General features: G+C 58.0%; 25 protein-coding genes. 14 read left to right on the top strand and 11 right to left on the bottom strand.

Annotated elements, in window-relative coordinates; genetic code table 11:
* Positions 1-71: 71 nt before the first annotated feature.
* Both ACR0M2_RS03625 and cobS read right to left on the bottom strand, forming a co-directional pair.
* On the bottom strand, positions 72-791 hold the full coding sequence (locus tag ACR0M2_RS03625) for a sulfotransferase family 2 domain-containing protein (RefSeq protein ID WP_480704057.1): 720 nt from the start codon (positions 789-791) through the stop codon (positions 72-74).
* A 4-nt stretch (positions 792-795) separates the two neighbouring features.
* Positions 796-1,782 carry a cobaltochelatase subunit CobS gene (cobS, locus tag ACR0M2_RS03620; RefSeq protein WP_170360236.1) on the bottom strand — a complete coding sequence of 329 codons (987 nt, stop codon included), beginning with the start codon at positions 1,780-1,782 and terminating at the stop codon, positions 796-798.
* A 550-nt stretch (positions 1,783-2,332) separates the two neighbouring features.
* Here cobS and ACR0M2_RS03615 point away from each other — a divergent pair.
* Entirely contained in the window at positions 2,333-3,061 is a 729-nt protein-coding gene (locus ACR0M2_RS03615; protein WP_480704056.1) for a Hint domain-containing protein, read from the top strand.
* A gap of 6 nt (positions 3,062-3,067) precedes the next feature.
* Here ACR0M2_RS03615 and ACR0M2_RS03610 read toward each other — a convergent pair whose 3' ends face one another.
* Positions 3,068-3,691: a J domain-containing protein gene (locus ACR0M2_RS03610; protein ID WP_366551550.1), complete on the bottom strand. Its 624-nt coding sequence runs from the start codon at positions 3,689-3,691 to the stop codon at positions 3,068-3,070.
* A 108-nt stretch (positions 3,692-3,799) separates the two neighbouring features.
* On the opposite strand from ACR0M2_RS03610, the gene ACR0M2_RS03605 reads away from it, so the two are divergent.
* Both ACR0M2_RS03605 and ACR0M2_RS03600 read left to right on the top strand, forming a co-directional pair.
* Positions 3,800-4,054 (top strand): BolA family protein, encoded by a 255-nt coding sequence (locus tag ACR0M2_RS03605; protein ID WP_170360232.1) that lies wholly within the window; start codon positions 3,800-3,802, stop codon positions 4,052-4,054.
* A 32-nt stretch (positions 4,055-4,086) separates the two neighbouring features.
* A complete protein-coding gene (locus ACR0M2_RS03600; RefSeq protein ID WP_226688691.1) occupies positions 4,087-4,311 on the top strand; it encodes a GDCCVxC domain-containing (seleno)protein in 225 nt (74 codons plus the stop codon).
* A 17-nt stretch (positions 4,312-4,328) separates the two neighbouring features.
* On the opposite strand, the gene ACR0M2_RS03595 is transcribed toward ACR0M2_RS03600, so the two are convergent.
* The 5 genes from ACR0M2_RS03595 to pepN form a co-directional block, all read right to left on the bottom strand.
* On the bottom strand, positions 4,329-4,739 hold the full coding sequence (locus ACR0M2_RS03595; RefSeq protein WP_170360230.1) for a DUF4177 domain-containing protein: 411 nt from the start codon (positions 4,737-4,739) through the stop codon (positions 4,329-4,331).
* Between the two features lie 140 nt (positions 4,740-4,879).
* Positions 4,880-6,391: an Asp-tRNA(Asn)/Glu-tRNA(Gln) amidotransferase subunit GatB gene (gene gatB / locus ACR0M2_RS03590; protein ID WP_480704055.1), complete on the bottom strand. Its 1,512-nt coding sequence runs from the start codon at positions 6,389-6,391 to the stop codon at positions 4,880-4,882.
* A 70-nt stretch (positions 6,392-6,461) separates the two neighbouring features.
* Positions 6,462-7,721, bottom strand: a complete 1,260-nt coding sequence (locus tag ACR0M2_RS03585) for a hypothetical protein (protein WP_480704054.1) — start codon at positions 7,719-7,721, stop codon at positions 6,462-6,464.
* 131 nt (positions 7,722-7,852) lie between these two features.
* Positions 7,853-8,281: a hypothetical protein gene (locus ACR0M2_RS03580; RefSeq protein ID WP_170504715.1), complete on the bottom strand. Its 429-nt coding sequence runs from the start codon at positions 8,279-8,281 to the stop codon at positions 7,853-7,855.
* The gene (gene pepN, locus ACR0M2_RS03575; RefSeq protein WP_480704053.1) at positions 8,278-10,830 is read right to left on the bottom strand and encodes an aminopeptidase N; all 2,553 of its coding nucleotides are present in this window, start codon (positions 10,828-10,830) and stop codon (positions 8,278-8,280) included. Before pepN ends, ACR0M2_RS03580 begins: the two co-directional genes overlap by 4 nt.
* Positions 10,831-11,036: 206 nt before the next feature.
* On the opposite strand from pepN, the gene ACR0M2_RS03570 reads away from it, so the two are divergent.
* The 3 genes from ACR0M2_RS03570 (at position 11,037) to ACR0M2_RS03560 (ending at position 14,620) form a co-directional block, all read left to right on the top strand.
* Complete coding sequence (locus ACR0M2_RS03570; protein WP_480704052.1) at positions 11,037-13,169, top strand: malate synthase G; 2,133 nt, start codon at positions 11,037-11,039, stop codon at positions 13,167-13,169.
* A gap of 25 nt (positions 13,170-13,194) precedes the next feature.
* On the top strand, positions 13,195-13,620 hold the full coding sequence (locus tag ACR0M2_RS03565) for a GlcG/HbpS family heme-binding protein (protein WP_170348089.1): 426 nt from the start codon (positions 13,195-13,197) through the stop codon (positions 13,618-13,620).
* A gap of 220 nt (positions 13,621-13,840) precedes the next feature.
* Positions 13,841-14,620, top strand: a complete 780-nt coding sequence (locus ACR0M2_RS03560; RefSeq protein ID WP_480687295.1) for a gamma-glutamyl-gamma-aminobutyrate hydrolase family protein — start codon at positions 13,841-13,843, stop codon at positions 14,618-14,620.
* 39 nt (positions 14,621-14,659) lie between these two features.
* On the opposite strand, the gene ACR0M2_RS03555 is transcribed toward ACR0M2_RS03560, so the two are convergent.
* The gene (locus ACR0M2_RS03555; RefSeq protein ID WP_480704051.1) at positions 14,660-16,900 is read right to left on the bottom strand and encodes a xanthine dehydrogenase family protein molybdopterin-binding subunit; all 2,241 of its coding nucleotides are present in this window, start codon (positions 16,898-16,900) and stop codon (positions 14,660-14,662) included.
* 3 nt (positions 16,901-16,903) lie between these two features.
* Complete coding sequence (locus tag ACR0M2_RS03550; protein ID WP_170348095.1) at positions 16,904-17,368, bottom strand: (2Fe-2S)-binding protein; 465 nt, start codon at positions 17,366-17,368, stop codon at positions 16,904-16,906.
* A gap of 99 nt (positions 17,369-17,467) precedes the next feature.
* Between ACR0M2_RS03550 and ACR0M2_RS03545 the strand changes: the two genes are divergently transcribed.
* The gene (locus tag ACR0M2_RS03545; protein WP_480704050.1) at positions 17,468-18,046 is read left to right on the top strand and encodes a TetR/AcrR family transcriptional regulator; all 579 of its coding nucleotides are present in this window, start codon (positions 17,468-17,470) and stop codon (positions 18,044-18,046) included.
* Here ACR0M2_RS03545 and kynU read toward each other — a convergent pair.
* On the bottom strand, positions 18,039-19,232 hold the full coding sequence (kynU, locus tag ACR0M2_RS03540; RefSeq protein WP_480704049.1) for a kynureninase: 1,194 nt from the start codon (positions 19,230-19,232) through the stop codon (positions 18,039-18,041). The two genes, ACR0M2_RS03545 and kynU, sit on opposite strands and share 8 nt — an antisense overlap.
* A gap of 171 nt (positions 19,233-19,403) precedes the next feature.
* Between kynU and ACR0M2_RS03535 the strand changes: the two genes are divergently transcribed.
* From ACR0M2_RS03535 to ACR0M2_RS03505, 7 genes are all read left to right on the top strand, one after another.
* Positions 19,404-19,853, top strand: coding sequence for a methyltransferase family protein (locus tag ACR0M2_RS03535; RefSeq protein ID WP_170395704.1), 450 nt, complete (start codon positions 19,404-19,406; stop codon positions 19,851-19,853).
* 129 nt (positions 19,854-19,982) lie between these two features.
* Positions 19,983-21,554 carry a Re/Si-specific NAD(P)(+) transhydrogenase subunit alpha gene (locus ACR0M2_RS03530; protein WP_480636027.1) on the top strand — a complete coding sequence of 524 codons (1,572 nt, stop codon included), beginning with the start codon at positions 19,983-19,985 and terminating at the stop codon, positions 21,552-21,554.
* A gap of 13 nt (positions 21,555-21,567) precedes the next feature.
* Complete coding sequence (locus ACR0M2_RS03525; RefSeq protein ID WP_480704048.1) at positions 21,568-23,022, top strand: NAD(P)(+) transhydrogenase (Re/Si-specific) subunit beta; 1,455 nt, start codon at positions 21,568-21,570, stop codon at positions 23,020-23,022.
* A 160-nt stretch (positions 23,023-23,182) separates the two neighbouring features.
* Positions 23,183-23,299, top strand: coding sequence for a VOC family protein (locus tag ACR0M2_RS03520; RefSeq protein WP_480646143.1), 117 nt, complete (start codon positions 23,183-23,185; stop codon positions 23,297-23,299).
* Positions 23,300-23,374: 75 nt separating this feature from the next.
* Positions 23,375-23,539 carry a VOC family protein gene (locus ACR0M2_RS03515; protein WP_480704047.1) on the top strand — a complete coding sequence of 55 codons (165 nt, stop codon included), beginning with the start codon at positions 23,375-23,377 and terminating at the stop codon, positions 23,537-23,539.
* 107 nt (positions 23,540-23,646) lie between these two features.
* The gene (locus ACR0M2_RS03510) at positions 23,647-24,924 is read left to right on the top strand and encodes a DUF3422 family protein (RefSeq protein WP_170532781.1); all 1,278 of its coding nucleotides are present in this window, start codon (positions 23,647-23,649) and stop codon (positions 24,922-24,924) included.
* A 61-nt stretch (positions 24,925-24,985) separates the two neighbouring features.
* Complete coding sequence (locus tag ACR0M2_RS03505; RefSeq protein ID WP_480704046.1) at positions 24,986-26,128, top strand: MFS transporter; 1,143 nt, start codon at positions 24,986-24,988, stop codon at positions 26,126-26,128.
* Positions 26,129-26,163 lie beyond the last annotated feature (35 nt).

The raw sequence follows: 26,163 nt of genomic DNA, 5'->3' as shown, positions 1-26,163 counted from the left end.
TCAAACTAACTATAAACTACGGGACTAGGGGATTGCCCAGCCTTGTGCGCCCCAGAACGACTTGGCGGTTCCTACCTGAACCATCCTATAAGACCCTCAAGCACTCCCTTAAGCCCATTTTTCCGGAACAATTTCTGATCTTTGCCGTGGTGCGAGCGCATAACGATATTCGTCAAGTCACGCATTTGTCCGGTGTTGAGCTTCATGGGATCGCTTACAACACTGGAGTTCACTTTCTTGCCGGGCATGTCGGTCAGGTCAAAGCCGTTTTCCCGGCCAAATGTCTCAAGCCCGTGCTGTAAATCGGCAAAATTCAGCAGTGACACGCGCGCCCCTGATGCATGCCGGGCGCTTTTGTTGACGGTTAAGCTACCTGATATATTTTTGATATCCAACAAGTCCGAGATGGATTTGTTAGCCGACACAAGTGTCTCAAACTCCTCAAGGTTTATTGGTTCGTTGCGGGGATCAAGGCCGAAACCACCCCCTTCTTGCGCGCGCATCCAGCGGTGGGGAGAATAGTACAGCGAGATCATCCGCTCGACCGGGGGGCGGGCAAAGGCATAAGCGGTATATTCGGCAAAGGCCGGGCCAATCAGTTGGCTGTATTCCGCAAGTGTCTGATGCTTGGATTTGGTAGCGTCACCGCTTAATTCGAACCGGTCTGTGCCATCTTGATGGCCGCTGGTGACGATGGCATCGTCTGAGAACCGAAGGAAACAGCGCGTAAAGAAGTTTCCTCCGGTTTTTGGTACGTGGATGAACACGCATTTTTGCGCGGCAAATTGCACCTACTTATCCCAGGCTTGTGCTGGCAGCGCTTTCCGGCAGTTCCTCGTCAAAGCAACGCTGATAGAACTCGGCAACGGTCTGGCGTTCCAGTTCGTCACATTTGTTCAGGAAAGACAGGCGGAAGGCGTATCCTACGTCACGGAAAATCTCGGCGTTCTGGGCCCAGTTGATCACGGTTCGCGGGCTCATCACGGTGGACAGGTCGCCATTCATAAAGGCGGTCCGGGTCAGATCAGCAACGGTCACCATCTGGCTGACGGTTTTGCGGCCTTTCTCGGTATTGTAATGCGGCGCTTTCGACAGGACGATCATCGTCTCGGCGTCGTGGCTCAGGTAGTTCAGGGTTGAGACCAGCGACCAGCGGTCCATCTGCGCCTGGTTGATCTGCTGCGTGCCGTGATAGAGGCCAGTTGTGTCACCCAGACCCACGGTGTTTGCAGTGGCGAACAGGCGGAAATTCGGGTTCGGCGTGATGATTTCGTTCTGGTCCAGCAAAGTCAGTTTGCCGTCATGTTCCAGCACGCGCTGGATCACGAACATCACGTCGGCGCGGCCTGCGTCGTATTCGTCGAACACGATGGCAACAGGGTTGCGCAGCGCCCAGGGCAGGATACCCTCGTGGAATTCAGTGACCTGTTTGCCGTCACGCAGTTTAATCGCATCCTTACCGATCAGGTCGATCCGGCTGATGTGGCTGTCCAGGTTCACACGTACAGCTGGCCAGTTGAGGCGGGCGGCAACCTGTTCGATATGGGTCGATTTACCGGTGCCGTGATAGCCTTGAATCATAACCCGGCGGTTATGTGAAAACCCTGCCAGAATCGCCAGTGTGGTTTCGGGATCAAACTTATAGGTCGGGTCGATGGCTGGAACCCGATCACTGCGCTCTGCAAAGCCTTTGACCGCCATGTCGGTATCAATGCCGAATACGTCCCGAACCGAGATTTCCTCGGTGGGTTTTGCGTTGATATCAATCGATCCGTCAGCCATTCGCCTTGTCCTTATCCTTTGGCCCGTTTTGCCGGGTTTGAACCCGTGTGTGGTGCAACATATTGCCGGGAAGGGCAAGGGAAAGAGGCGTCGCGCGGAGGCTGAGAGGATGTTTCTTCGAAACTGGCCTTATCGGGATGAATGCGCACAGATAGCTAAAGCGATCAAGGAGGGTGCTTGTAAGGAAGAATATTCTCAATCAAATACAAATATCGAAATATTTAATTTGGGTTAAAATAGAATCTTGTAGACTGAGCTTAAGGGAATAGTCCGATTGTCTTAATTTGTGAGGCGTAATTGAACGAGACTAGCAGTCGCGAAAGAGTGCCCATCCACCCGTCGCATGATGGCGCCCCCGTTTTGACCATTGCTGGCGCAAAGGGCGAATTCGATGGCTTTTGATGTCCTACTGCACACCGTAAACACAACTGGCCCGGGTGACTTGGTCGTTCAAAACACGACTCAGCCAGCGATTGTTGATGGTCAAACGATCTCATTCGACGGGGGCCTTACGTTTCAGCCTTATACCTACCTTGGGCAAGGCACCAGGGTGAGCAACGGCGACTCCGGCGAATTTATTCAGGTCGGCACACAGATTTTCGCTTGGGACACAAACGACCCAACCGGACCAATGAGCACCGGCAATTGGAAGATCACTCAGAGTGATCTCGATCCGTCGAACCCGCCTTGTTTTGTTGCCGGTACCTTAATCGAAACAACCGCAGGCCCGCGACCGGTCGAGGATTTGGCGGTGGGCGACAGGGTTTGCGTATCTGATGGTCAAACCCTTCCTATTGTTTGGATCGGGAAACGAACACTCAGCGCTCAGACTTTGCGCTTCCAGCCAAGGTTTCGCCCAGTGAGAATTCAGCGCAACGCGTTAGGCAAAGGTCTGCCCAACCGCGATCTGTACGTATCCCCGCAACACCGGATTGTGATTGAAGGCTGGCGGGCTGAGTTGCTATTTGGGGAACCGATGGTCTTCTCGGCCGCGATTCATCTGGTCAACGATGATACGATCCGTCAGATAGGAACGGATGAGCCCGTCACCTACTTTCACATTGCCTGCGAGCAGCATGCCATCCTGTCCTCGCATGGCCTGCAAAGTGAAAGCCTGTATGTCGGCGGTCAGTCTTTGAATTCTTTCAGCCGCGAAGATGTTGACGAACTGCGCGCGCTATTTCCCGAACTCAGTGACAGCGCGCAGGTGCCAAAAACCAAACTTCGTTGCTTGAAACACCCCGAAGCGCAGGCGCTGCGGGGTACGTTTTCAGCGTAGTAGAGCTTACTTAAAATTCCGGCTGTCCTTGATCTGATCCCAGGCCCAGACGACCTCTTGCAACTGTTCCTCTTGGGATCGGTCGCCGCCATTCATGTCCGGGTGCAATACCTTGATCAGCTTTTTGTAGGCCTTGCGCACCTCAGCCTTGGACCAGCTATCCTGCGCTTCAAGAATCTCGATTGCGCGGCGTTCGGTGGGGGGCAGGCGGCGGCCTCCGGAATTGGCGCGGCCGGGGTTCTTGGTAGCGTTCTCACCCAGAACCTGATGCGGGTCCTCGATGCCCAGACGGGCCCAGGCGCGGGCCTCGGGGTCGCCCATCGGCTTTGTCTCACGCTCCCACACCTTGTCTTTTGAGCGTTGCGCGTTCAACTCGGCCTCGGTGGTGCCGTCGAAGAAGTTCCACTTGTTGTTATATTCGCGGACGTGCTGCTGGCAGAACCAGTAAAAGTCGTCCAGCACATCCGGCGCCTTCGGCGCACGGAACTTACCGGCCTCCTGACACCCCTCGTGATCGCAGATTCGCGTCGAGGTCTCAGATGCGCCTGACATCCCCCGGCGCCCGCGCGGGTTCTTTTTCTTAGCGCTGGAAACGGACATATCGAATCCGAAGGGGTCTGATTTCACCATGCTCTGATCCTTACGAACACATCTTTTCGACTCGGAGGCAGCAGTTTAGTCTAAGCAGCCGAAAGTAGAAGAGGGGGGGCGGTAAATTTTTTGCCGCTGAGCGAAAAAATGAGCGTGAGTGACGAAATCCATCAGCGCCTTGAGGCCGCGTTCAATCCGCGTGAGCTGGAGGTCATCGACGACAGCGAAAGCCACCGCGGCCATGCCGGGTATCAGGACGGAGGCGAGAGCCATTTCAATGTCCGCATCCGCGCCAGCGCGTTCGAGGGCCAGTCCCGCGTCGCCAGCCACCGCGCTGTACACAAGGCGCTGGGCGATATCGTGCCGCGCATCCATGCTCTGGCGCTGGATATTGGGGGGTAGCTGGCCCAAAGTGCTTTGAGGGGAGGGATCAAATGTCCAGAACGGAGACGGCCTTTACGCTCGAGTCCACCCTGACCTGCCCATCCTGTGGGCACGTCGAAACGGAAACCATGCCCACGGACGCGTGTCAGTGGTTCTATGAATGCAAATCCTGCCACCAAGTGCTGAAGCCTCTGGAGGGCGATTGCTGCGTCTATTGCTCATACGCAACGGTGCCTTGCCCTCCGATACAACAGGGAAAAACGTGCTGCGCTTGACTTGAGACTCGCCGCGATCAGGGCTTTTCCTGAGGTTCGGATTTCGCCTCGGACCCTTTCAGCGACAGGGGCGGGTCATTCACCTCTTCGGCAATCGGAGCCGGGGCAGCAACTGTTTCGGGTCCAGGTACGGGTTGCGCCAGCGGCACGCTGTCCGGCGTTTCTGTTGGGTTACGGGTCGAGACAAAAGACGCCTCGATCTCGCGCCGAAAGACCAACACATTGCGCCAGTTCACGGCTGAACCGGTCAGGCCAGTGCGTTCCTCGCTGGGCAGCAATTCGGCCCGCTGATATTCCCAGCCGTCTTGCCCCATCTCGTTCAGCAGCTGTTCCACGGATGCTGCAAACCGTCCTTCGGCGGTTTTGACACCCTTGGCCTTGGTGCCTTTTTGCGGGGCTGGGACAACTTTGTATTCGTAGCGCTGCATCGGATTTTCCTGGTTGCCGGGTTCCGGCAATCTAACATGTTGGCGATTTTGGGAAAGTCATGATCGCATGGACGTGGCGGAAAGAAAAACGGCAGGGTTTTGTTCAAACCCCGCCGCGACTGTTCGATATCTCGAAGGCTTTACGAGCCCAGCTTCTTGCTGACCAGTTCGTTCACCGCCTTGGGGTTGGCCTTGCCACCCGTGGCTTTCATCACCTGGCCGACGAACCAGCCCGCCAGTTTCGGGTTCACCTTGGCCTTTTCAACCTGCGCCGGGTTGGCTGCGATGATCTCATCCAGTGCGGATTCAATCGCGCCGGTGTCGGTCACCTGTTTCATGCCGCGCTCTTCGACGATCTGCGCCGGATCGCCGCCTTCGGTATAGACGATCTCGAACAAGTCCTTGGCGATCTTGCCCGAGATCGCGTCCGATGCGATCAGGTCGATGATCCCACCCAATTGTGCCGGAGACACAGGCGATTCCGTTATGTCGTGGTCTTCTTTCTTCAGACGACCGAACAGTTCGTTGATGACCCAGTTTGCAGCCAGCTTACCGTTGCGGCCCTTGGCAACTTCTTCGAAATAGGCGGCCGATTCCACCTCGGCGGTCAGCACGGACGCGTCATAGTCGGTCAGGCCGAATTCACTTATGAAGCGTGCTTTCTTGTCGTCGGGCAGTTCCGGCAGTTTGGCGGCGATGTCGTCCACCCATGCCTGCTCGATCTCAAGCGGCAGCAGGTCGGGGTCGGGGAAGTAGCGATAGTCATGCGCCTCTTCCTTGGACCGCATCGAGCGGGTCTCACCCTTGTCCGGGTCGTACAAGCGGGTTTCCTGATCGACCTTGCCGCCAGCTTCGACAATGGCAATCTGGCGGCGGGCTTCGACCTCGATCGCTTGCTGGATAAAGCGCATCGAGTTCATGTTCTTGATTTCGCAGCGGGTGCCCAGATGCGAGAAATCCTGCGTTTCCTGGTATTTCTCATACGCGCCCGGCAAACAGATTGAGACGTTCACATCAGCCCGCAGGTTGCCGTTTTGCATGTTGCCATCACAGGTGCCCAGATAGCGCAGAATCTGACGCAGCTTGACGATATAGGCCGCCGCTTCTTCGGGTCCGCGAATGTCGGGGCGGCTGACGATCTCCATCAGGCAGACACCGGTCCGGTTCAAATCGACAAAGGACATATGCGGGTCCATGTCGTGGATCGATTTGCCTGCATCCTGCTCCATATGGATGCGTTCTATCCGCACGTTGCGCGCGGTTCCATCACCCATTTCAACCAGCACTTCACCTTCGCCCACGATGGGGTGGTAGAGCTGTGAGATCTGATAACCCTGCGGCAGGTCGGGGTAGAAATAGTTCTTGCGGTCAAAAGCCGATTTCAGGTTGATATTCGCCTTCAGGCCCAGTCCGGTGCGTACAGCCTGTTCCACGCAGTATTCGTTGATCACCGGCAGCATCCCCGGCATCGCCGCGTCCACAAAGGCCACGTTCGCGTTCGGTTCGGCCCCAAATTGGGTCGATGCGCCCGAGAACAGTTTGGCATTGGACGAGACCTGCGCATGCACCTCCATCCCGATCACCAGTTCCCAATCGTGTTTGGCCCCGGCAATGGTTTTGGGTTTGGGCATTTCATATGTCAGGTCGAGCATGGCGCGCCTCATTTCCGCAGAAGTCTAAGCCTGCGTATTAGGCCCGGCAGGGGCGAGGGGCAAGGGGGAATCAGTGTTGAGACAGGCGCAGACCAGACGGTGTAAAGGTCACGTCCGTGCCGCTGCGAAGTTCCTCGCGGAACAGATCACGGATGGCACGCAACGCATCGCGCTTGCCGCGGGCTGCAAACCGTTCGGCAGAATTGATGCGAACCGAGTTGTTGAACCCATTCGCGGCATGTGCCCAGATCAGCGGGTGCAGTTCAGTCATGTGGTCGCGGATCAGCCTGTTTGCAGCTTCGTGAATTTGCGAGCGGACAAGGTCGGCCTTTTCGTTCAGGCCCTGACCGTTCTGTATCGTGATGGCGCAATAGGCCGACAGCATGTTGACAGTCTGCTGATCGGGGCGGCGATGCAAAATGTCATCCAACCCTTCTAGGAAGTACTCGACATCCAGACGAGCGCAGGCCTCTTCGTCCAATGCGATGGCGTCAAACTGGACCCAAGTATAGCCGCCAGCGCCCCAGATGTCGCCAGTCCGCGCGGCGTTCCGCAGTGCCTGAACTTCAAGCTTTTCATAGCTGCCAAACCAACGCGGCAGCAGATGCGTGCCCATCGCCCGCATAGGCCGCTGATTGTGCGGGTCCAGGGAGATCAGGCGTTCGTATTCTTCGGCTACACGCTGGTTAGTCTTCCGTTGACCTGCCAACAGGGCACAGCTTGCGGCTGCGACAATGGGGCTGTCTGGCAACGCAGCGCGGCATGTCGGCAAAAGGTTTGCGGCCCGGTCGAAATGGGCCGCGCAACGCGACCGGTGAAGGGGCGGCAACGTGGCATCCGTTGCGGTTCCGCGCCATGCCCAGGCCAGGTCAATGTGTGTTAAGGCGACCACCAGCGTAATCATCGGATCACTCGGATGCTCACGCATTTCGTCTTCAAGCTCTGAGATACCGCCCAGCAAGTCATATTCGCACAGCGCGCTGCCATCCGACAGGGCATGTTCCACTGCCAATACAACGTCGGAACGCGCGCCAAAGGCCAACAGATCGGCAATCGGTGTTGCGTCCGATGCGATTGCGCGGTCCTTGTCGGCGGCATGCATCATTTTGGACAGCTTGGTCCAGCGGTCCTGTCTGGCCAGTGTGCGCCCTTCTTCAATGGTGTTACGGGCGGTCAGGTCTTCGGTCCTGATATCGGCCACTGGAATGTTCAATTGCCCTTTATCCGGCAGTGATGCCGTCACCGCGCAGTCGGTTACCCGCACGTTTTGCGTGGAATGACCCTTGGATAAATAAGAAAGGGCCTCACGTGCCCTGAAAAACCGAAACATGGTAAAACTCGAAACCGTAACAAACTGGTAAGTTAGCTTGAAACTTTTACCGAAAATCGCCTCAAATTCAAGTTTTTTGGGGAGTGTTGTGTGACAGGCCGGGAGAATAGGTCCCTTTCCGACTGATTGTTTCAGAAAACAGTGAAATGGTGCCGTTCAACCCGTAATCCGGCGTCTTGCAGGACAGTTTCAAGGGTCTTGTGGGGTGGTGTGGCTTCATCCGGCAGCCGAATCCGCTTGCCCGAGGCCAGAACCAGTGACGTGCGCACGGAAAAGTCCCAGCGCGTGTCGAGCCGGACATGGTCGATATCGGCCAAGGCAACCTCAGCCTCGCGATTGCCTGAAAACCATCGTATTGCGCGGTGATCCAAGGTTAGTCCGGCACTTGTGCCATGCGCAATGTCCCAAAGGGCGGGCAGGGTGGGCAAGCTCAGCAACCCAACCAGCCACCACGCCGCATCGAACAGAATAACCAACGCGATCAGCCCCGCGTAGACGCACATCAGGATCACGACGGCGCGTGGCGTCCCGTTGTGGCGTTGGAAAGTAAACGGGGTCATGCGCCGAGGATGCGAGACACCATTTCCGTTGTATCCCGCGACAGGTTCTGTGTGTCGGCGATACGCGTCAGCTGAACTTTCATCAGGTCCTGACGATCGGTGTCATAGCGTTTCCAGGTCTGGAAGGCAGAACACATCCTGGCGGTGGTCTGGGGGTTAACCGGGTCCAGCCTGATCAGCCAGTCTGCCAACAACGCATATCCTGCCCCGTCCGCACGATGGAACCCGGCGTGGTTCATCGCCAACGCCCCCATGACTGCCCGGAACCTGTTGGGGTTCTTCCAATTGAAATCAGGGTGCTTGGTCAATGTGCGCGTAACATCCGGCGTAGTTTCAGGAGAGGCCGTTGCCACCTGCAGGCCGAACCACTTATCGACCACCAGCCGGTCATGCTGCCACTGCCTGTAAAAGTCCGCCAGTTCGGTTTGGCCCGCGCCCGCCCGCAACAGGCAAGACAGGGCGGTCAGTTGGCGGGTCATGTTGTCGGCTGCTGCGTATTCCTCGACCGCTTTGGCACCGCCATCCAGCCGCGAAGTCAAGTACAGTACTGCGCCACCAAGCGCCCGCTTGCCGGCCTGATCAGCATCGGGGCTGAACGGCGCGTCGATCAGTGTTTCGCTGTGCAGCCTTGGCAGCAGGTCCTGCACATGCTGTGCGGTCGCTTGGCGCAGGGTTTCGACGGCGGTCCATATCGCCATCGGATCAGGAGTATTACCACTTTCAAACAAGGCCGCAGCCAGTTCGGATTGCGTTGGCAGACCCAACATCAAAGAGCGATAGGCTGAGTCCAGATCGCCGTCACGCAGCACGGCCAACATACCATCCAGATAGTTCGTTCCCGGCGCTGAATCTTCGCGGATCATGCGCAGCAGCGTATCTTGCGCAAGCGACCTCCCTGCCTGCCAACGGTTGAACGGATCGGTGTCGTGGGCCAGCAAAAATGCGCGTTCGGCATCCGTGTGGTCATGTTCCAGAATGACCGGGGCCGAGAAATCGCGCAGGATCGAGGCCACAGGTTTTGCTGCCAGTCCAGTGAAAGTAAAGCTTTGCTCGGCTTCGGTCAGCTCCAACACTTCGGTGGCGCGCACTTCGTCCCCGTTCTGGCCCAGCAGGCCCACGGCGACGGGGATTACCTGCGGCAGTTTCTTGGGCTGGCCGGGTGTTGGCTTGGTGCTTTGTGACAGGGTCAGGGTATAGGTGCCATCCTGCCAGTCTTCGGCAACTGAGATGCGCGGCGTGCCGGATTGGCTGTACCAACGCTTGAACTGGGTCAGATCGCGACCGGTCGTATCCTCGAACACCTTGATCCAGTCTTCGATGGTGCAGGCCTGCCCGTCATGACGGTCGAAATAGAGGTTCAGCGCCTGCGCATAGGCCTCATCCCCCACCAACCGTTTGAGCATGGCGATGACTTCGGCGCCTTTTTCGTAAACAGTCGCGGTGTAGAAGTTGTTGATTTCCTGAAAGCTTTCAGGGCGAACCGGATGTGACAACGGACCGTTATCCTCGGGGAACTGCCGTGCGCGCAGGTCGATCGCATCATGGATGCGTTTCACCGGGGCCGAGCGCATATCGGACGTAAACTGCGCATCGCGAAACACCGTCAGGCCCTCTTTCAGACACAGCTGGAACCAATCGCGGCAGGTAATGCGGTTGCCGGTCCAGTTATGAAAATACTCATGCGCAATGATTGCCTCGATCCGCTCGAAATTGGCATCGGTCGAGGTTTCGGGGCTGGCCAGAACGGCGGAAGAGTTGAAGATGTTCAGCCCCTTGTTCTCCATCGCGCCCATGTTGAAGTCATCAACGGCCACGATGTTGAACACGTCCAGATCGTATTCCCGGCCGTAGACGTCTTCGTCCCATTTCATCGACTTTTTCAGCGCCTCCATCCCAAAGGCGCATTTGCCTTCGTCTCCGGGGCGCACCCAGAGGTTCAGTTCCACGTCACGGCCCGACATGGTGGTGAACTGACCGGGATGGGCGATCAGGTCGCCTGCGACCAACGCGAACAGATAGGCGGGTTTGGGCCACGGGTCGGTCCATTCAGCCCAGCCTTCTCCCTTGCCCGAGGGGTTGCCGTTGGACAGCAAGATCGGCAAGTCACCGTTGATACGTACGGTGAACTCGGACATCACGTCGGGCCGGTCGGGGTAATAGGTGATCTTGCGGAAACCTTCAGCCTCGCACTGGGTGCAATACATGCCGTTCGACATATACAGGCCCTCAAGCGCGGTGTTGTTACCGGGGTCGATCTCGACGACGGCCTCCCAGATGAAGGGCGCATTGGGGACTCCAACAGTCAGGCCCTTGTCGGTGACATTGGGGGTGACTTCGACCCCGTCAACAACCGCCCGGATCAGGGTCAGGTCTTCGCCATGCAGAAAAAACGTACGATCCGTTGCCTCGGGGTTGGGGCGGAACGCAATACGAGACGTAACGCGTGTGGCATGATCTGCCAGATCAAAGGTCAGATGCACGCTGTCCACAAGATAGCCAAAAGGCGTGTAATCTTTCAGATAGATCGTGGTGGGGGCAGCGTCACGCATCGGGGGCCTCGTATCGGTTGAGTTCTGGCGTGACGTTATGGGGATCACTTGTCAGCCGCAAGCCGATGCTGGGTATTCCGAGCCGCCAGGCAGGTCAATTTGGTCTTCAAATTCCACCGGAAACTTGAGGGGTCTGTTGCCTATCGGAAACTTTCGCACTAATTGACGCCTGCATGCCAACGTACACAATGCGGGAGAATTGACTTATGAGCGGCAGAGAAACCCGGAAAGGGCTGCAGATTGCCTGGGAGCTGGCGGATTTCATCGAAAATCAGGCATTGCCTGGAACAGGTGTCACGCCCGAGGTGTTCTGGTCCGGATTCGCCCGCTTGGTTGATGAGCTTGGCCCAAAAAATCGGGAACTGCTTGCTAAGCGGTCGGAAATTCAAAGCCGTCTTGATGGTTGGCATCTGGAACGCAAGGGGCAGGCCCATGATGCCGCCGCATACGAGGCATTCCTGCGAGAAATCGGGTATCTGGTAGAAGAAGGCCCCGATTTCCAGATTGAAACGGCAAATGTCGATCCCGAAATCGCAGCAATCCCCGGGCCGCAGTTAGTTGTTCCGATTACCAATGCCCGTTTTGCCCTGAACGCTGCGAACGCCCGTTGGGGCAGTTTGTATGATGGGCTGTATGGCACTGATGCGATGGGTGATCTTCCCACTGGCAAAGGATATGACACTGAACGCGGCGCACGGGTGATCGCCTGGGCCAAAGGTTTTCTGGATGACGCTGCACCGCTGGCCAGCGGTTCGTGGGCGGATGTCTCGGGACTGCGTGTGGAAAACGGGGCACTGGTGCCCGCGCTGGCGGACTCCTCGCGTTTTGTTGGATATGGCGGCGCCGCTGAAAACCCCGAATTCGTACTGCTGAAGAACAACGGTCTGCACGTCAAAATCGTGATCGATCCGTCCAGCACGATCGGCGCATCCGACCCGGCAGGCATCGCCGATGTGGTCGTCGAAGCGGCCTTGTCAACGATCATGGACTGCGAAGACTCGGTTGCTTGTGTTGATGCCGAAGACAAGGTTGTGGCCTATGGCAACTGGCTGGGCCTGATGAAAGGTGACTTGACGCAAGAGGTTTCCAAAGGCGGAAATACCTTCACCCGCAAGCTGGCAGAGGATGTCGATTACACCACCGCAGATGGAGAGCAGGCAACGCTGAAAGGCCGCTCGCTGATGCTGGTGCGTAACGTGGGTCACCTGATGACCAACCCCGCCGTACTGGATGCCGACGGCAATGAGACCGGTGAAGGTCTAATGGATGCGCTCTGCACCACTGTGATCGCAATGCACGATCTGCAGCGCGAAGGCGGCAATTCGGTCAACGGGTCGGTTTACGTGGTGAAACCCAAGATGCACGGACCGGAAGAGGTGGCATTCTCGGTCGAGATTTTTGACTTGGTCGAAGACATTCTCGGTCTGCCGCGCAACACCGTAAAACTGGGCATCATGGATGAGGAACGCCGCACTTCGGCCAACCTCAAGGAATGTATCCGAGCTGCGAAATCGCGCGTGGCTTTCATCAATACCGGCTTTTTGGACCGGACGGGGGACGAGATTCATACCTCGATGGAAGCAGGTCCGGTGCTGCCCAAAGGCGACATCAAGAACACGCCCTGGATTGCGTCTTACGAAGACCGTAACGTCGATATCGGTCTGGCTTGCGGCCTGAAGAGCAAAGCCCAGATCGGTAAAGGCATGTGGGCGATGCCCGACCGTATGGGTGAGATGCTTGAGGTCAAGATCGGCCATCCGCAATCCGGCGCGACCTGCGCCTGGGTGCCGTCACCGACCGCTGCGACCCTGCACGCCACGCATTACCACAAGGTCGACGTTCTGGCCCGTCAGGACGAACTGGCCGCTGGTGGCGCCCGTGGCACGTTGCGGGATTTGCTGACGATACCGCTGCTGGATGGCCGCAACCTCAGCGAAGATGAGATCACGCGTGAGATCGAAAACAGCGCGCAGGGCATTTTGGGATATGTCGTGCGCTGGATTGATCAGGGCGTGGGCTGCTCGAAAGTGCCGGATATCAACGATGTGGGTCTGATGGAGGATCGGGCAACCTGCCGGATTTCCTCGCAGGCACTAGCCAACTGGCTGCATCATGGTGTCGTCAGTAAAGAACAATTGATGGCTGCGATGCAAAAAATGGCTGCCGTGGTGGACCGTCAGAACGAAAATGATCCTGAATACTCGCCGATGGCGCCGGGGTTCGACGGGATCGCCTTCCAGGCCGCGTGTGATCTGGTATTCAAGGGACGTATTCAACCTTCGGGGTATACCGAGCCGGTTCTGCATGCGCGCCGTCTTGAACTGAAAGCCAGCCTTTAACTTCGCAAAAACGTTAGGACACACCATGACCATTTCTCTGCGCAAAGCCCGCACGATCATTCGCAAAACTCTTGAGAAAGGCCGCGAGATGGAGCTGAAGCCGCTCTCGGTCGTGGTCTTGGATGCGGGCGGGCACGTCATCGCGTTTGAACGTGAAGATGGCGCAGCGCCCGGCCGTTTCGCTATCGCGCATGGTAAGGCTTACGGGTCGGTCATGCTGGGCATGGCGGGCACTGCGCAAATGCAACGTGCCGAAGCTCAGGCTTATTTCATGAATGCGGTGAACGGCGTTTATGGTGGTCAGGTTGTGCCGGTTCCGGGGGGAATTTTGCTGCGTGATCGCAAGGGCGCGGTGATCGGGGCCATTGGTGTGACAGGCGACACTTCGGACAATGATGTCGTTGCGGGTATGACCGGGGTCGAGGGGGCAGGCCTGACCGGAGAAGCCTGATTTCGATCAGTCTGTGGTGCTGGTTTTTCCAGAGAATAGGGAAAAACTCTCAAAAACTTGGTATCATTTGTAATTCTGTTCCGACATTTGCCATATAGCCCGAACGTTTTGTGCGCAGTTGAACACGTCCTTGCGCCGTCATGCAGGGCGTGTTCTGTTGCACGTTCTTTCTGCTGAGGATAGCTTCCCTGTTAGTTACAGAAACTGCAAGGAATGCGGAATGTCTCGACCTGTCGTCGGTATCATCGGCAACTCTTACCTTATGAACGATGAATACCCTACCCATGCGGGTGGAACGATGAACTCTGAGGCCGTGGCAAATGTTTCGCATTGCCTGCCGCTGCTGATTCCATCCGACCCGCGCTTTGTCACGGTTGAGGAATTGCTTGAGGTCTGCGACGGGTTCCTGCTGACCGGTGGGCGCCCGAATGTACATCCCGAAGAATACGGCGAGGACGCCACTGACGCGCATGGTGAGTTCGACCGGGCGCGGGATGCGGTCACTTTGCCTTTGGTTCGGGCCTGTGTCGAGCGTGGTCAGCCCTTCATGGGCATTTGTCGCGGGTTTCAAGAGGTCAACGTCGCCATGGGCGGCACGCTCTACCCTGAAATACGCGATTTGCCGGGTCGAATGAACCACCGCATGCCCCCGGACGGAACTTTGGAAGAGAAGTTTGCCTTGCGACATGTGGTGACACTGGACGAAGGTGGCGTATTCCACCAACTATTCGGCGCGCCCGAAGTGATGACCAACACTTTGCACGGGCAGGGTATCAAGACAGTCGGTGACCGTGTTGTCATCGACGGCCACGCGCCTGACGGTACGCCCGAGGCGATCTATATCAAGGATGCGCCAGGCTTTACTCTATCGGTGCAATGGCACCCTGAATGGGATGCAATCAACGATCCCGTTTCCCGACCTTTGTTCGAGGCATTCGGTGCCGCCGTAAGGGCATGGGCCACCGGTTCGGATGCCAGTCTGGTACAGCAACGGGCGTGAATGTCGCGCTGATCCACAAAGGGGACCGGCGCATTGCAATCAAATCAACAGATCAAACTGTTGGTTCAGAGGCAGCTTTCGGGCGCGTTCTCCGGTCAGATCAAACAACGCATTGCCAAGCGCCGGCATTGACGGCGGCGTTCCGGGTTCGCCCGCGCCACCCATGTGGCGGTTGGTTTCCAGCACACGCACCTCAACCTGCGGAGCAGTATGCATTCGGATCGCATCGTAGTCGGGGAAGTTGTATTGCTCGACCTCACCTTCGGCAAAGGTGATCTCGCCGTAGCAGGCTGCTGACAGACCATACATCATGCCGCCGAACATCTGCGCTTTGACGTTCTCGGGGTCCAGAGCCAGCCCCATATCACAGGCAATCCACGCCTTGTTGATGCGGATGGTGCCGTCTTCGTCTACCACCTCGATCACTTGTGCGACCGGAGTACCGAAACTGTAGGTGAACGCCACGCCGCGCCCCACGCCGTCCGGTGTCTGCCCGGTCCATCCGGACATCTCGCGCACTGCTTCGAGGCAACCGGCCGAGGGGGCGTGTTCACCCTTCATCAGTTCCAACCGGAATTCCAGCGGGTCGCGGCCCGCGGCATAGGCCATCTCATCCATGAAGGTTTCGTGGAAGAACCCGTTATGGCTGTTGCCGACCGACCGCCAGAACCCGACGGGGACGTCAAGTTTGGGGATGTGGCCGCTCATGCGGTAGTTCGGCACCGCGTAGGGCTGGTTGAAAAAACCTTCGACCAGAACCTTGTCCGGGCCGGCACCAGGCATGCCAGTGTATCTCGTCACGGCCTGCTGCGTGCAGGATTGCGCCGAAACTTTGCCGTCAATCAGAACTGCCTTGCCGTCCTGCACTGCCCCGCGCATCCGGGCAATGGCGCCGGGGCGGTAATAGTCGTGGCGCATATCTTCTTCGCGGCTCCAGGTCGTCTGAACCGGGGTGCCGGGCATGGCCATGGCAACCTTGGTGGCAATCTCGCCGAAATCCAGTTCACCCCGGCGACCAAACCCACCACCCAGATATGTGGTGTGGATCTGTACCGCTTCGGTGTCCAGATTAGCGGTGTTGGCCGCGCGAAACCGGATCAGGGTTGGGGCCTGATTGCCGCACCACAGCTCCAACGCATCGCCGGTATACAGCGCAGTGGCGTTCATCGGCTCCATCGTGGCATGGGCCAAATAGGGCACTTGATACTCTGCGGTAATCTCAGTTGCGCCTTCGGGTGTGACGCTGACATCGCCATCGTCGCGCATTGTCGAATTCGCCGAGTCATCAAACGCCTCGGCGATCTTGGTGAAAATGCCATCCGTCTCGGGCGGGTAGGGGGCGTCACCCCAATCCACGTCGATGGCCTCGACTGCTTGATTGGCGAGCCAGGTGTTGTTGGCAATCACGGCGACACCTGTGCCCAGATCAACGATTTTCTCGACCCCCGGCATGGATTGCGCGGTGCTGTCGTCATAACCGTGCATCGCGCCGCCCAGCTTGGGGTTCATGCGCACGGCCGCGAATTTCATCCCCGGCAGGCGAACGTCGACGCCAAACTCGGCGGTACCAGTTGCCTTTTCGACCATGTCCAGACGCGGCTGGGTTTGGCCCAGATAACGCCATTCAGACGGATCGCGAAGGGGCACTTCGACCGGCTCAAGTCCGGCGGCGTCTACGGCCAAGTCCGTATAGGCAATCTTGTCGCCATTTGGCGCGATGACATGCCCTGCGGCAGTTCCCAGTTCCGACGGGTCAACACCTAAACGAAGGGCCGCAGCGCGTTTGAGCGTGTGTCGGGCCGATGCACCGGCCTGACGCATCCGCTCGAACCCATCCTTCATCGATGTCGACCCGCCGGTGACCTGGAGGTGAAGAGCTTTGCCAAGCACACCCAGCGCTTCGCCCAGATTGTGCTGGAAGTCAGATATGTCATAACCCTTGTTAGGCAGACCTTCCCCCAGCATGGCAGAGTTATAGTAGGCCGCTGCCGCCGGACCGTGCAGCACAGTGATCTGGTTCAGATCCACGTCCAATTCCTCGGCAATCAGCGCGGCCCATGTGGTCTTGACGCCCTGACCCATTTCAGCGCGCGGTGCAAAGAGGGTTACGCCATTTTGGTCGATCAGGACAAACGGGTTCAACGCCGCCTGACCCTCGCCAGGTTTTAGCGGGTTCGCGGCGGGGCGGCTGACATAATAGGCGCCGAATGCTACGCCGCCGACAATTGCGGCCGAGCCGATCAGGAAAGTGCGGCGAAGGATTTTACCAACAGAAGCCATGAGTTACGCCTCCTTCAGTTTGCCAGCCGCGTCATGGATCGCAGCGCGGATACGGGGGTAGGTGCCACAACGACACAGGTTGCCCTGCATCGCCTCATCAATATCGGCGTCCGAAGGTGCAGGGTTTTCAGCCAGCAACGCAGCAGCCTGCATGATCTGGCCCGACTGGCAATATCCGCACTGCGCCACCTGATGATCGACCCAGGCTTGCTGGATTGTCGCCATCGTACCCGGCGTCCCGATACCTTCAATCGTGGTGACATCGCCCCAAACATCCGACAGGCTCACCTGGCACGAGCGTACAGCCTCGCCATCAATATGAACCGTGCAGGCACCACAGGCCGCCACGCCGCAGCCGAATTTGGTGCCGGTCAGGCCGACCTCATCGCGTAAGACCCAAAGCAAGGGGACGTCATCGGGCAGGTCAACCTGATGTTGCTTACCGTTAATCTTCAGGGTGGTCGCCATGGCGCACCTCATCTGGCTGTGGCTGGTTGCTGACATATTTAGCGCAAAGTGTCAGCGTGTCAATTGACAAAATTTACAAAAAATGTCAAAGGTTCTGGTATGACGGAAGCAGTTGACGATTCACGGCAAAAAACCATCCTGAACTCGGCTTTTCAGGCTTTTGCCGCTTATGGATACCGAAAAACCTCGATGGATGACATTGCGCAGGGGGCGGGGATGTCCCGGCCGGCGCTGTATCTGCATTTCAAGAACAAAGAGGCGATCGTCAGTAAACTGACCGAGGTCTACTATGTCGAAAAATGCGCGGCTGTTGCCGAGGCGCTGGCAACGTCAGGTTCAGTGTCCGAGGTTCTAGCCAGTGCGATTCAGGCGCAGACGGCAGGGATGGCCGCGATACTGGCCTCGCCTCATGGGCTTGAGATGCTGGACAACACCAAATCCTTATCCGCCGAGATCATCGCGGAGGGTGAGGCTAAACTCTCAGGGCTATACGCGGATTGGCTGACACAGCAAGAACGGGCCGGGCGGGTGCGCCTGCTGGCCGGTGCGGCCGAGACTGGTCGGACGATTACGGCCACGCTTAAGGGGCTCAAGCTAATCGGAGCAGGTGCAGAGGTCTATGAACAGCAGGTTGCGCAGATCGCGGCGTTGATCGGTGCGGGGCTTGAGGTCAGGTAACCCGCTGCCGCACTTTGAATTCCGGTGCATCCCACAAACGGTTTTGCATAATGTAAGCCAAGATTTCGACAGCGCGCTCGACGTCCCTCGCGTCGATGTACAAAGGCGTGAACCCGAAGCGCATGATGTCCGGCGCACGGAAATCTCCGATCACGCCGCGCGCGATCAGAGCCTGCATGGCGGCGTAACCTTCAGTAAACCGAAACGAGACCTGACTGCCGCGCTGCTGCGGATCACGTGGGCTGGCCAGTTCCAACTCAGGGCAGGTGCCTTCGACACGGGCTATGAACAACTCGGTCAAGTCGATGGATTTGGCGCGCACATCAGCCATGTCCGCCATGTCCCAGATGTCCATCGCGGCGGACAGGGCGGTCATCTGAAGGATCGGAGGGGTGCCGACCCGCATCCTCTCGATCCCGCTGCCGGGGCGATAGTCCAGGTCGAAGGCGAAGGGTGCCTCGTGCCCCAGCCAACCTGACAAGGCCGGACGGGCGCGATCTGTCAAGCGTGGCGCGACATAGATAAAGGCTGGCGCACCGGGGCCCCCGTTAAGGTATTTATATGTGCAGCCCACCGCGAAATCGGCGTTGCAGCCGGACAGGTCCACTGGGATAGCTCCGGCGGAATGGGCCAGATCCCAGACAGTGACCGTCCCGTTTGCATGTGCCAGTTCGGTCAGCGCCTTCATGTCGTGTATGCGCCCGCTGCGATAGTCCACCTCAGTAAGCATCAGCACGGCAACGTCGTCGGTTATGTTTGCGGCCACGTCCTCGGGTGCGACAACGCGTAGTTCATAATCCGGCCCCAGCGAGCGCAGCAGCCCGTCCACCATATACAAATCAGACGGGAAGTTGCCGTTATCCGACAGGACCACCTTGCGGTCCCGGCACAGTTCCAGCGCAGATGCCACGGCCTGATACACTTTGATCGACAGGGTATCGCCGGTCACAACCGTCCCGGTTTCCGCGCCGATCAGACGGCCAATGCGGTCGCCCAGGCCGGTCGGCAAACCCATCCATCCGGCCTTGTTCCAGCCGGTGATCAGCATCTGGCCCCATTCCTTGACCATCATGTCACTGACACGATCACTGGCAGCCAGCGGCAACGGACCCAGCGAATTGCCGTCCAGATAAATGACATCCTCGGGCAGATCGAACATGGCTTTGGTCGCGGCAAAGTCGGTCATGGGCGGCTCACTACTTTGTGTTGTGTTGTGTTGCTTTCTTTCGGCCTAGCCGATCCGTATCGGCCTGTCCATTGATGCGACAACCTGAGCTTTTGCCAATTCGGTTCGAAAGCGGTAGGACATCGGCCAGAAACGACATGCCTGTGCATGTTGTCAGTTGCGGGGATGCGCATGCACCGGATCGACATACCGCCCGTCTGGCTTGTTGGGTTCGCTTTTCTGGCCTGGCTGCAGGCGCGTCATTTCCCCCTGGGCTTGTCGCTGGACGGCGGATTGACTGACTTGTTAAGCGGGTTGCTGATCGGGGGTGGCATCCTGATCGCGGTATTGGCGATAGTGGAATTTCGTCGTCACAAAACAACCGTTATCCCGCACGAAACACCTTCGGCGCTGGTTCAGTCAGGCATATATAAACGCAGCCGCAACCCGATCTATGTTGGCGACGTTCTGATTCTGGCTGGTTTGGTTTTAAGGTTCGATGCGGTGCTGTCCCTGATCCTGATCCCAATCTTCGTCTGGGTGCTTGAGCGCCGGTTCATTCTGCCCGAAGAAGACCGCCTGCGCCGTACTTTTCACGCTGATTTTGCCCGTTACGAACGTAAAACCCGCCGGTGGGTTTAGGATGGATAGACCGATAATATCATATCGTGAATGCTGCACTTGCGAAATAATGTTGCGCAAGATACATGTTTGCTTAACGAAGAATACCGACCACCCGCTCAGCTTGAGTGAGAACTAGGGGGACTGCCAGTGAAGATAGGCACACCGAAGGAAATATATGAGGGCGAGAACCGCGTTGCGATGACGCCGGACTCTGCGGTGCAGTTGCAGAAACTGGGCTATGAGTGCCTGATTGAGAAAGGCGCTGGGGCTGCTGCGGGCTTTTCGGATGCGGCTTATGAGGCTGCAGGCGTTGAGTTGGTCAAGACCGCCGCATCGCTGTGGAAAGCGGCTGACATTGTTGCCAAGGTCCGACAGCCCGACGCAACCGAGCTAAAGCGACTGACCAAGGGCAAGACGCTGATTTCCTTCTTCAACCCGGCAGGGAACGAAGAAGGGATGGAAGCGGCTAAGGCCAAGGGCGCCAACGTCATCGCCATGGAGATGGTGCCGCGTATTTCCCGCGCACAAAAAATGGATGCGCTGTCGTCAATGGCTAATATCGCCGGTTACCGAGCGGTAATCGAAGCGGGCAACAACTTTGGCCGGTTCTTTACCGGTCAGGTGACGGCGGCCGGTAAGGTGCCGCCTGCGAAGGTGCTGATCGTAGGGGCCGGTGTTGCCGGTCTGGCGGCGATCGGGACCTCGACCTCGCTGGGTGCGATCACTTACGCGTTCGACGTGCGCCCCGAAGTGGCCGAACAGGTCGAATCCATGGGCGCCGAGTTTGTCTATCTGGATTTTGAAGAAGACCAGCAGGACGGCGCGGCCACCGGTGGTTATGCCAGCGTCCAGTCGGACGAGTTCCGCGAGGCGCAGCTGGCCAAGTTCCGTGAACTAGCGCCGGAAATGGACATCGTCATCACCACGGCGCTGATCCCCAACCGCGAAGCGCCCGAGCTTTGGACCAAGGATATGGTCGAGGCGATGAAGCCGGGCTCGGTCATTGTTGACCTTGCGGCGGAAAAGGGCGGCAACTGCAAGCTGACCGTCGCGGATGAGAAGGTCGTGACCGACAATGGCGTGACCATCATCGGCTATACCGACTTCCCCAGCCGGATGGCGGCGCAATCGTCGTCTCTGTACGCGACCAACATCCGCCACATGATGACGGACCTGACCCCTGAGAAAGACGGTCAGATCAATCACGACATGGAAGATGACGTGATCCGTGGCGCGACCGTGACCCATGAGGGCGAGATCACCTTCCCGCCGCCACCGCCTAAGGTGCAGGCGATTGCGGCGCAGAAAAAACCCGAGGTCAAGGAACTGACCCCGGAAGAGAAAAAGGCGCAAGAGATTGCGGCCTTCAAGGCGCAGACCAAACAGCAGTTCACCCTGCTGGGTGTCGGTGGCGCGCTGATGCTGCTGGTGGGGCTGATCGCTCCGGCCAGCTTCATGCAGCACTTCATCGTCTTTGTGCTGGCGATCTTTGTGGGCTTCCAGGTGATCTGGGGCGTTGCACACAGTCTGCACACACCGCTGATGGCGATCACCAACGCGATCTCGTCGATCATCATTGTTGGGGCCTTGATGCAGATCGGATCGGGGTCGTTCCTGGTTATTCTGCTGGCGGCGCTGTCTGTCTTCATGGCCGGGATTAACATCTTCGGCGGCTTCCTCGTAACCCGGCGCATGCTCGCCATGTTCCAGAAATCTTAAGGAGGCCGGGCACATGGAATTTGGCTTCACTACTGCCGCCTACGTTGTTGCGGCTGTTCTGTTCATCCTTTCGCTCGGCGGATTGTCGAACCAGGAAAGTGCCAAGCGCGCGGTCTGGTATGGCATCGTCGGTATGGCGCTGGCGGTTTTTGCCACGCTGGTTGGTCCCGGTTCGGGGCTGTGGCTGCTGTCGCTGCTGCTGATTGCGGGCGGTGGCCTGATCGGTCAGTACGTCGCACAACGCGTGCAGATGACCGAGATGCCGCAGCTTGTGGCTGCGATGCACTCGCTGGTTGGTCTGGCGGCTGTGTTCGTCGGCTTCAACGCGCATTTTGAGATTGGCAACGTGGCGCAGGTCATGGCCATTGCCGACAGCGCAAAAGAAGCGGACCTTTCTGATCTGGGGGCATTCGCCAAGCTGATTGCCAAGAAAACCTCGGCTGAGTTGGCAATCCTGCATGTCGAACTGTTCCTGGGCATCTTCATCGGTGCGATCACCTTTACCGGGTCGGTCGTGGCCTATGGCAAGCTGGCCGGCAAGGTCACATCGGCGGCGACCAAGCTTCCGGGCGGTCATGCGCTAAATGCGGCGGCTGCAGGTCTCTCGCTGATCTGCTTGGTCTGGTACACCTCGACCGGCGGCTTCTTCCCGCTGTTCCTGATGACGCTGGCCGCGCTGTTCATTGGCTATCACCTGATTATGGGAATCGGCGGTGCCGACATGCCCGTGGTTGTGTCGATGCTTAACTCCTATTCGGGTTGGGCTGCGGCGGCGATCGGCTTCTCGTTGGGCAACGACCTGCTGATCGTGGTTGGTGCGCTGGTGGGCTCGTCCGGTGCGATCCTGTCCTACATCATGTGTAAGGCGATGAACCGTCACTTTGTCAGCGTAATTCTGGGCGGCTTTGGTGGCCCGCAGGGCGAACAGATGGCCGTGGAGGGTGAGCAGATTGCCATCGAGGCCGATGGTGTGTCCGCAGCGCTGAACGATGCTGACAGTGTCATCATCATCCCCGGCTATGGCATGGCCGTGGCGCAGGCGCAGCAGTCCGTTTCCGAACTGGTCCGCAAGCTACGCGCCCAGGGCAAGAACGTGCGCTTTGCGATCCACCCGGTTGCGGGCCGTCTGCCGGGCCACATGAACGTGCTGCTGGCCGAGGCGAAGGTGCCGTATGACATCGTGCTGGAGATGGATGAGATCAACGACGATTTCCCCGAAACGGATGTGGCCATCGTCATCGGCTCGAACGACATCGTGAACCCTGCGGCACAGGAAGACCCCAACAGCCCCATCGCCGGCATGCCGGTTCTGGAATGCTGGAAGGCGAAACAGGTGTTCGTGTCTAAACGCGGCCAGGGCACCGGGTATTCGGGCATCGAAAACCCCCTGTTCTTCAAGGAAAACACCCGCATGTTCTATGGCGACGCAAAGGCCAGCCTCGACAAACTGCTGCCCATGATCGACTGAGCTTGGGGTGTAACCAAATTGCAAAGGGCGCCTTCGGGCGCCCTTTTCTTATTTGTAGTGAAGGAGGCTCTGCCTCCGGACCTTGGGGATATTTGTAGCCAGATGAAGCAGGCGGATTGTGATAGGCTGGTCTGACGTGGTGGGTGTCAGGAGAGTAGCCATGCAGAAAGTAAACGGCATAGGTGGTGTGTTCTTTCGTGCCCGCGACCCAGACGCGTTGAGCGCGTGGTATGAGAAACACTTGGGCGTCAATCATTACGATCCTTTGCCCTGGTAGCAGCGCGAAGGGTTTACTGTCTTTGCCCCATTTGCCGAAATTGCGGAATACTTCGGCCGCGCAGATCAGCAATGGATGATCAATTTCCGAGTAGACCATTTGGCGGCGCTGATAGCGCAGCTTGAGGCCGCCGGGATCACCGTAGAAACACGTGCTGAGTGGGACAGTGAGGTGGGACAGTTTGCCCGCATTCACGATCCCGAGGGCAATCCGATCGAGCTGTGGCAGCCAAATCAATGAGATAGAGGGAATGTATACAGCCGTATCCACTTAAGTATATGAAATAAAAAGAGAATTGATGTATTTTTGAGGTGGCGTATAGTGCCCCGGACAAAACGGAGCTCTGCATGACGCCCATTGATGATCACCCGCTGCGCTATGCGCTGGCCAATGAACTGCACGCGCGCCCCTTTCCGGTGGCCGCGACGCCGTGCACGGTGGTGTTCTTGGCGATCAAGAAGCCAGATGCAGCCGTGGCGCGGGACCGGAATGAGGATCTGGCCCATCTGATCAATCTGCTGGATCGCCACGGCGCACAACATCCGCAGCCGGAGGCGACGCATTACGCTGGTCAGATTGGCCGTCATTGGTTGAAATGGGAACAGCATACCGAATTCGTCACTTATACTGCGATTACACAAAATGTCAGCGATCGCCCCTTCAACCCGGCAGATTTCGAAGTCTTTCCCCCTGATTGGTTGATGGCCAGCCCAGGGCAGAGGGTGACGTCGGCCATGCTCCGCGTGGTTGAACGCCAGGACGACGAAGCGGTCCGGTCTTCTCTGGGGAACTGGTTCGAGCCTGAAAGCCTTGCCGTGGCCCGGGTGCTGGACGATACCGCCATTTGTGCCAGTGATTTCCGTATCGATCCGGCCGGGCACATGCGCTTTGCGCTGTTTGTCAGCAAGGGCACAGGGCGACGCAGGACGGGGCGGATCATTCAGCGTTTGTGTGAGATCGAGACCTATAAAGCAATGTCAATGCTTGGGTTTGCCCGCGTCAAACAGCTGACCCCACGTATCGGTGAATTGGACGGTAGGCTGACCGAGTTGATGGGGCAAATGACCGACAACACGGCCCACCCAGATGAACTGCTGCCCGATCTATTGTCCACCTCGACCGAGCTGGAAACGCTGTCCGCCCAGTGTTCCTTTCGGTTTGGGGCGACGGGAGCCTATGAGGCTATCGTGAACCAGCGGATCGAAGTGCTGCGAGAAGAGCGGTTTGAGAGCCGTCAGAGTTTCGCCGATTTCATGATGCGCCGGTATGATCCGGCCATTCGAACCGTCAAATCCACCGAGCGCCGCCTGCAGGCTTTGTCCGATCGGGCGATCCGTGCCGGAGAATTGTTACGTACCCGGGTCGATGTGGAACGCAGTGCGCAAAACCAGGCGCTGCTGGAAAGCATGGATCGGCGTGCCCAGATTGCGCTGCGGCTACAGCACACCGTCGAAGGGCTGTCTGTGGTAGCTATCAGTTTCTACGCGGTGACGCTGGTCAGTGACTTTCTTTACCCGCTGACCGAGGATGGGATCAGTCAGGGACGGTTGACTTCGGTTGTGACGATCCCTGTCATTCTGTGCGTCTGGGTTGCCATCCGTCAGATTCGAAAGCGTTTGCAATAGCCCACAATTGCGAATTACCTAGGGCGCTTTAGGAACAGCAAACTGCGCGTGGGAGTTTTCTGTGATCGGAATTATGTCTGCATGGCGGGCGGTAGCTGCCATGTTCATCCTGAACGGTGCGCTGTTTGGCATTTGGGCATCTCGCATTCCAGCCGTGCGGGACAGGCTGGAATTGACGCATGAGGCATTGGGCTATGGTCTGCTGTTCATGGCAGCGGGGGCTGTGTGTTCCTTTCCGGTGACCGGGCGGTTGTCTGATCGGTTCGGGGCCGTAGCCATCACGCGGGTTATTGCGGTGCTGTACACGTTGTCTCTGATTCTGTTGGCCGTGGCCGATGGGTGCTGGGCGCTGGCGGGGTTCCTGTTCGTATTCGGTGCCTTTCACGGTTCAATGGATGTGGCCATGAACGCCTGGGCCGCCGAGGTCGAGCAAGCCTATGACAAACCAGTCATGTCCTCGTTCCACGCGATGTGGAGTTTGGGCGCCGGGTTGGGGGCGCTTAGCGGATACGGGGCGGTGCAGCTGGGACTGACAGTAATGCAGCACTTTTTACTGGCTGGCGGAGTTGTCGTGGCGCTGGCGCTGACCCTGTCCTGGGTTAAGTGGACGTCGCGCAGAGCTGTCTCACATGACGGCAGTGTCTTTGCCCTGCCGTCCGGTGCGTTGATATTGGTTGGGTTCACTGCGCTGTGCGGTGCTTTGGGGGAAGGTGCCGTAGCGGATTGGAGTGCAATATTCCTGCGCGATGTGACCGGTGCCGCCGAAAGCGTCGCTGCGTTGGGATATGCCGTGTTTTCGGTGACGATGGTGGCGTTTCGGCTGGCTGGCGGATTTGCAATCGCGCGGTTTGGTCCTGTCGCAACGGCCCGTTTTGGAGGCATTTGCGCGGCACTTGGCGTGTTCGGTGTGGTTTCGGCATCAGAGGCGGGATTGGCCTTGGCGGGTTTTGCCCTGATGGGTGTTGGTTATGCTGTGATCATGCCGTTGGCCTTCAGCCGGGCAGCCAATGATCCGCATGTGCCGCCGGGGCGGGCCATCGCCAGTGTGGCGACGCTGGGGTACGGAGGGTTACTGATCGGCCCACCGCTTATTGGGATTTTGGCCGAGATGCTTACATTACGATTGGCATTCATGGTTTTGTTGCCCTTGGCCATCCTGATTGTCCTGCTGTCCGGCGCGCTGCGGCCTGCGTCTTTGGACTGACTTGAGAATTCCGCGCCGGGATAAAGCCGGGGCAA

This window comes from Ruegeria sp. BE10 (assembly GCF_056538905.1).
Note: the sequence above shows the minus strand (reverse complement) of the source record. Positions and strands in the feature narration are given on the sequence as shown.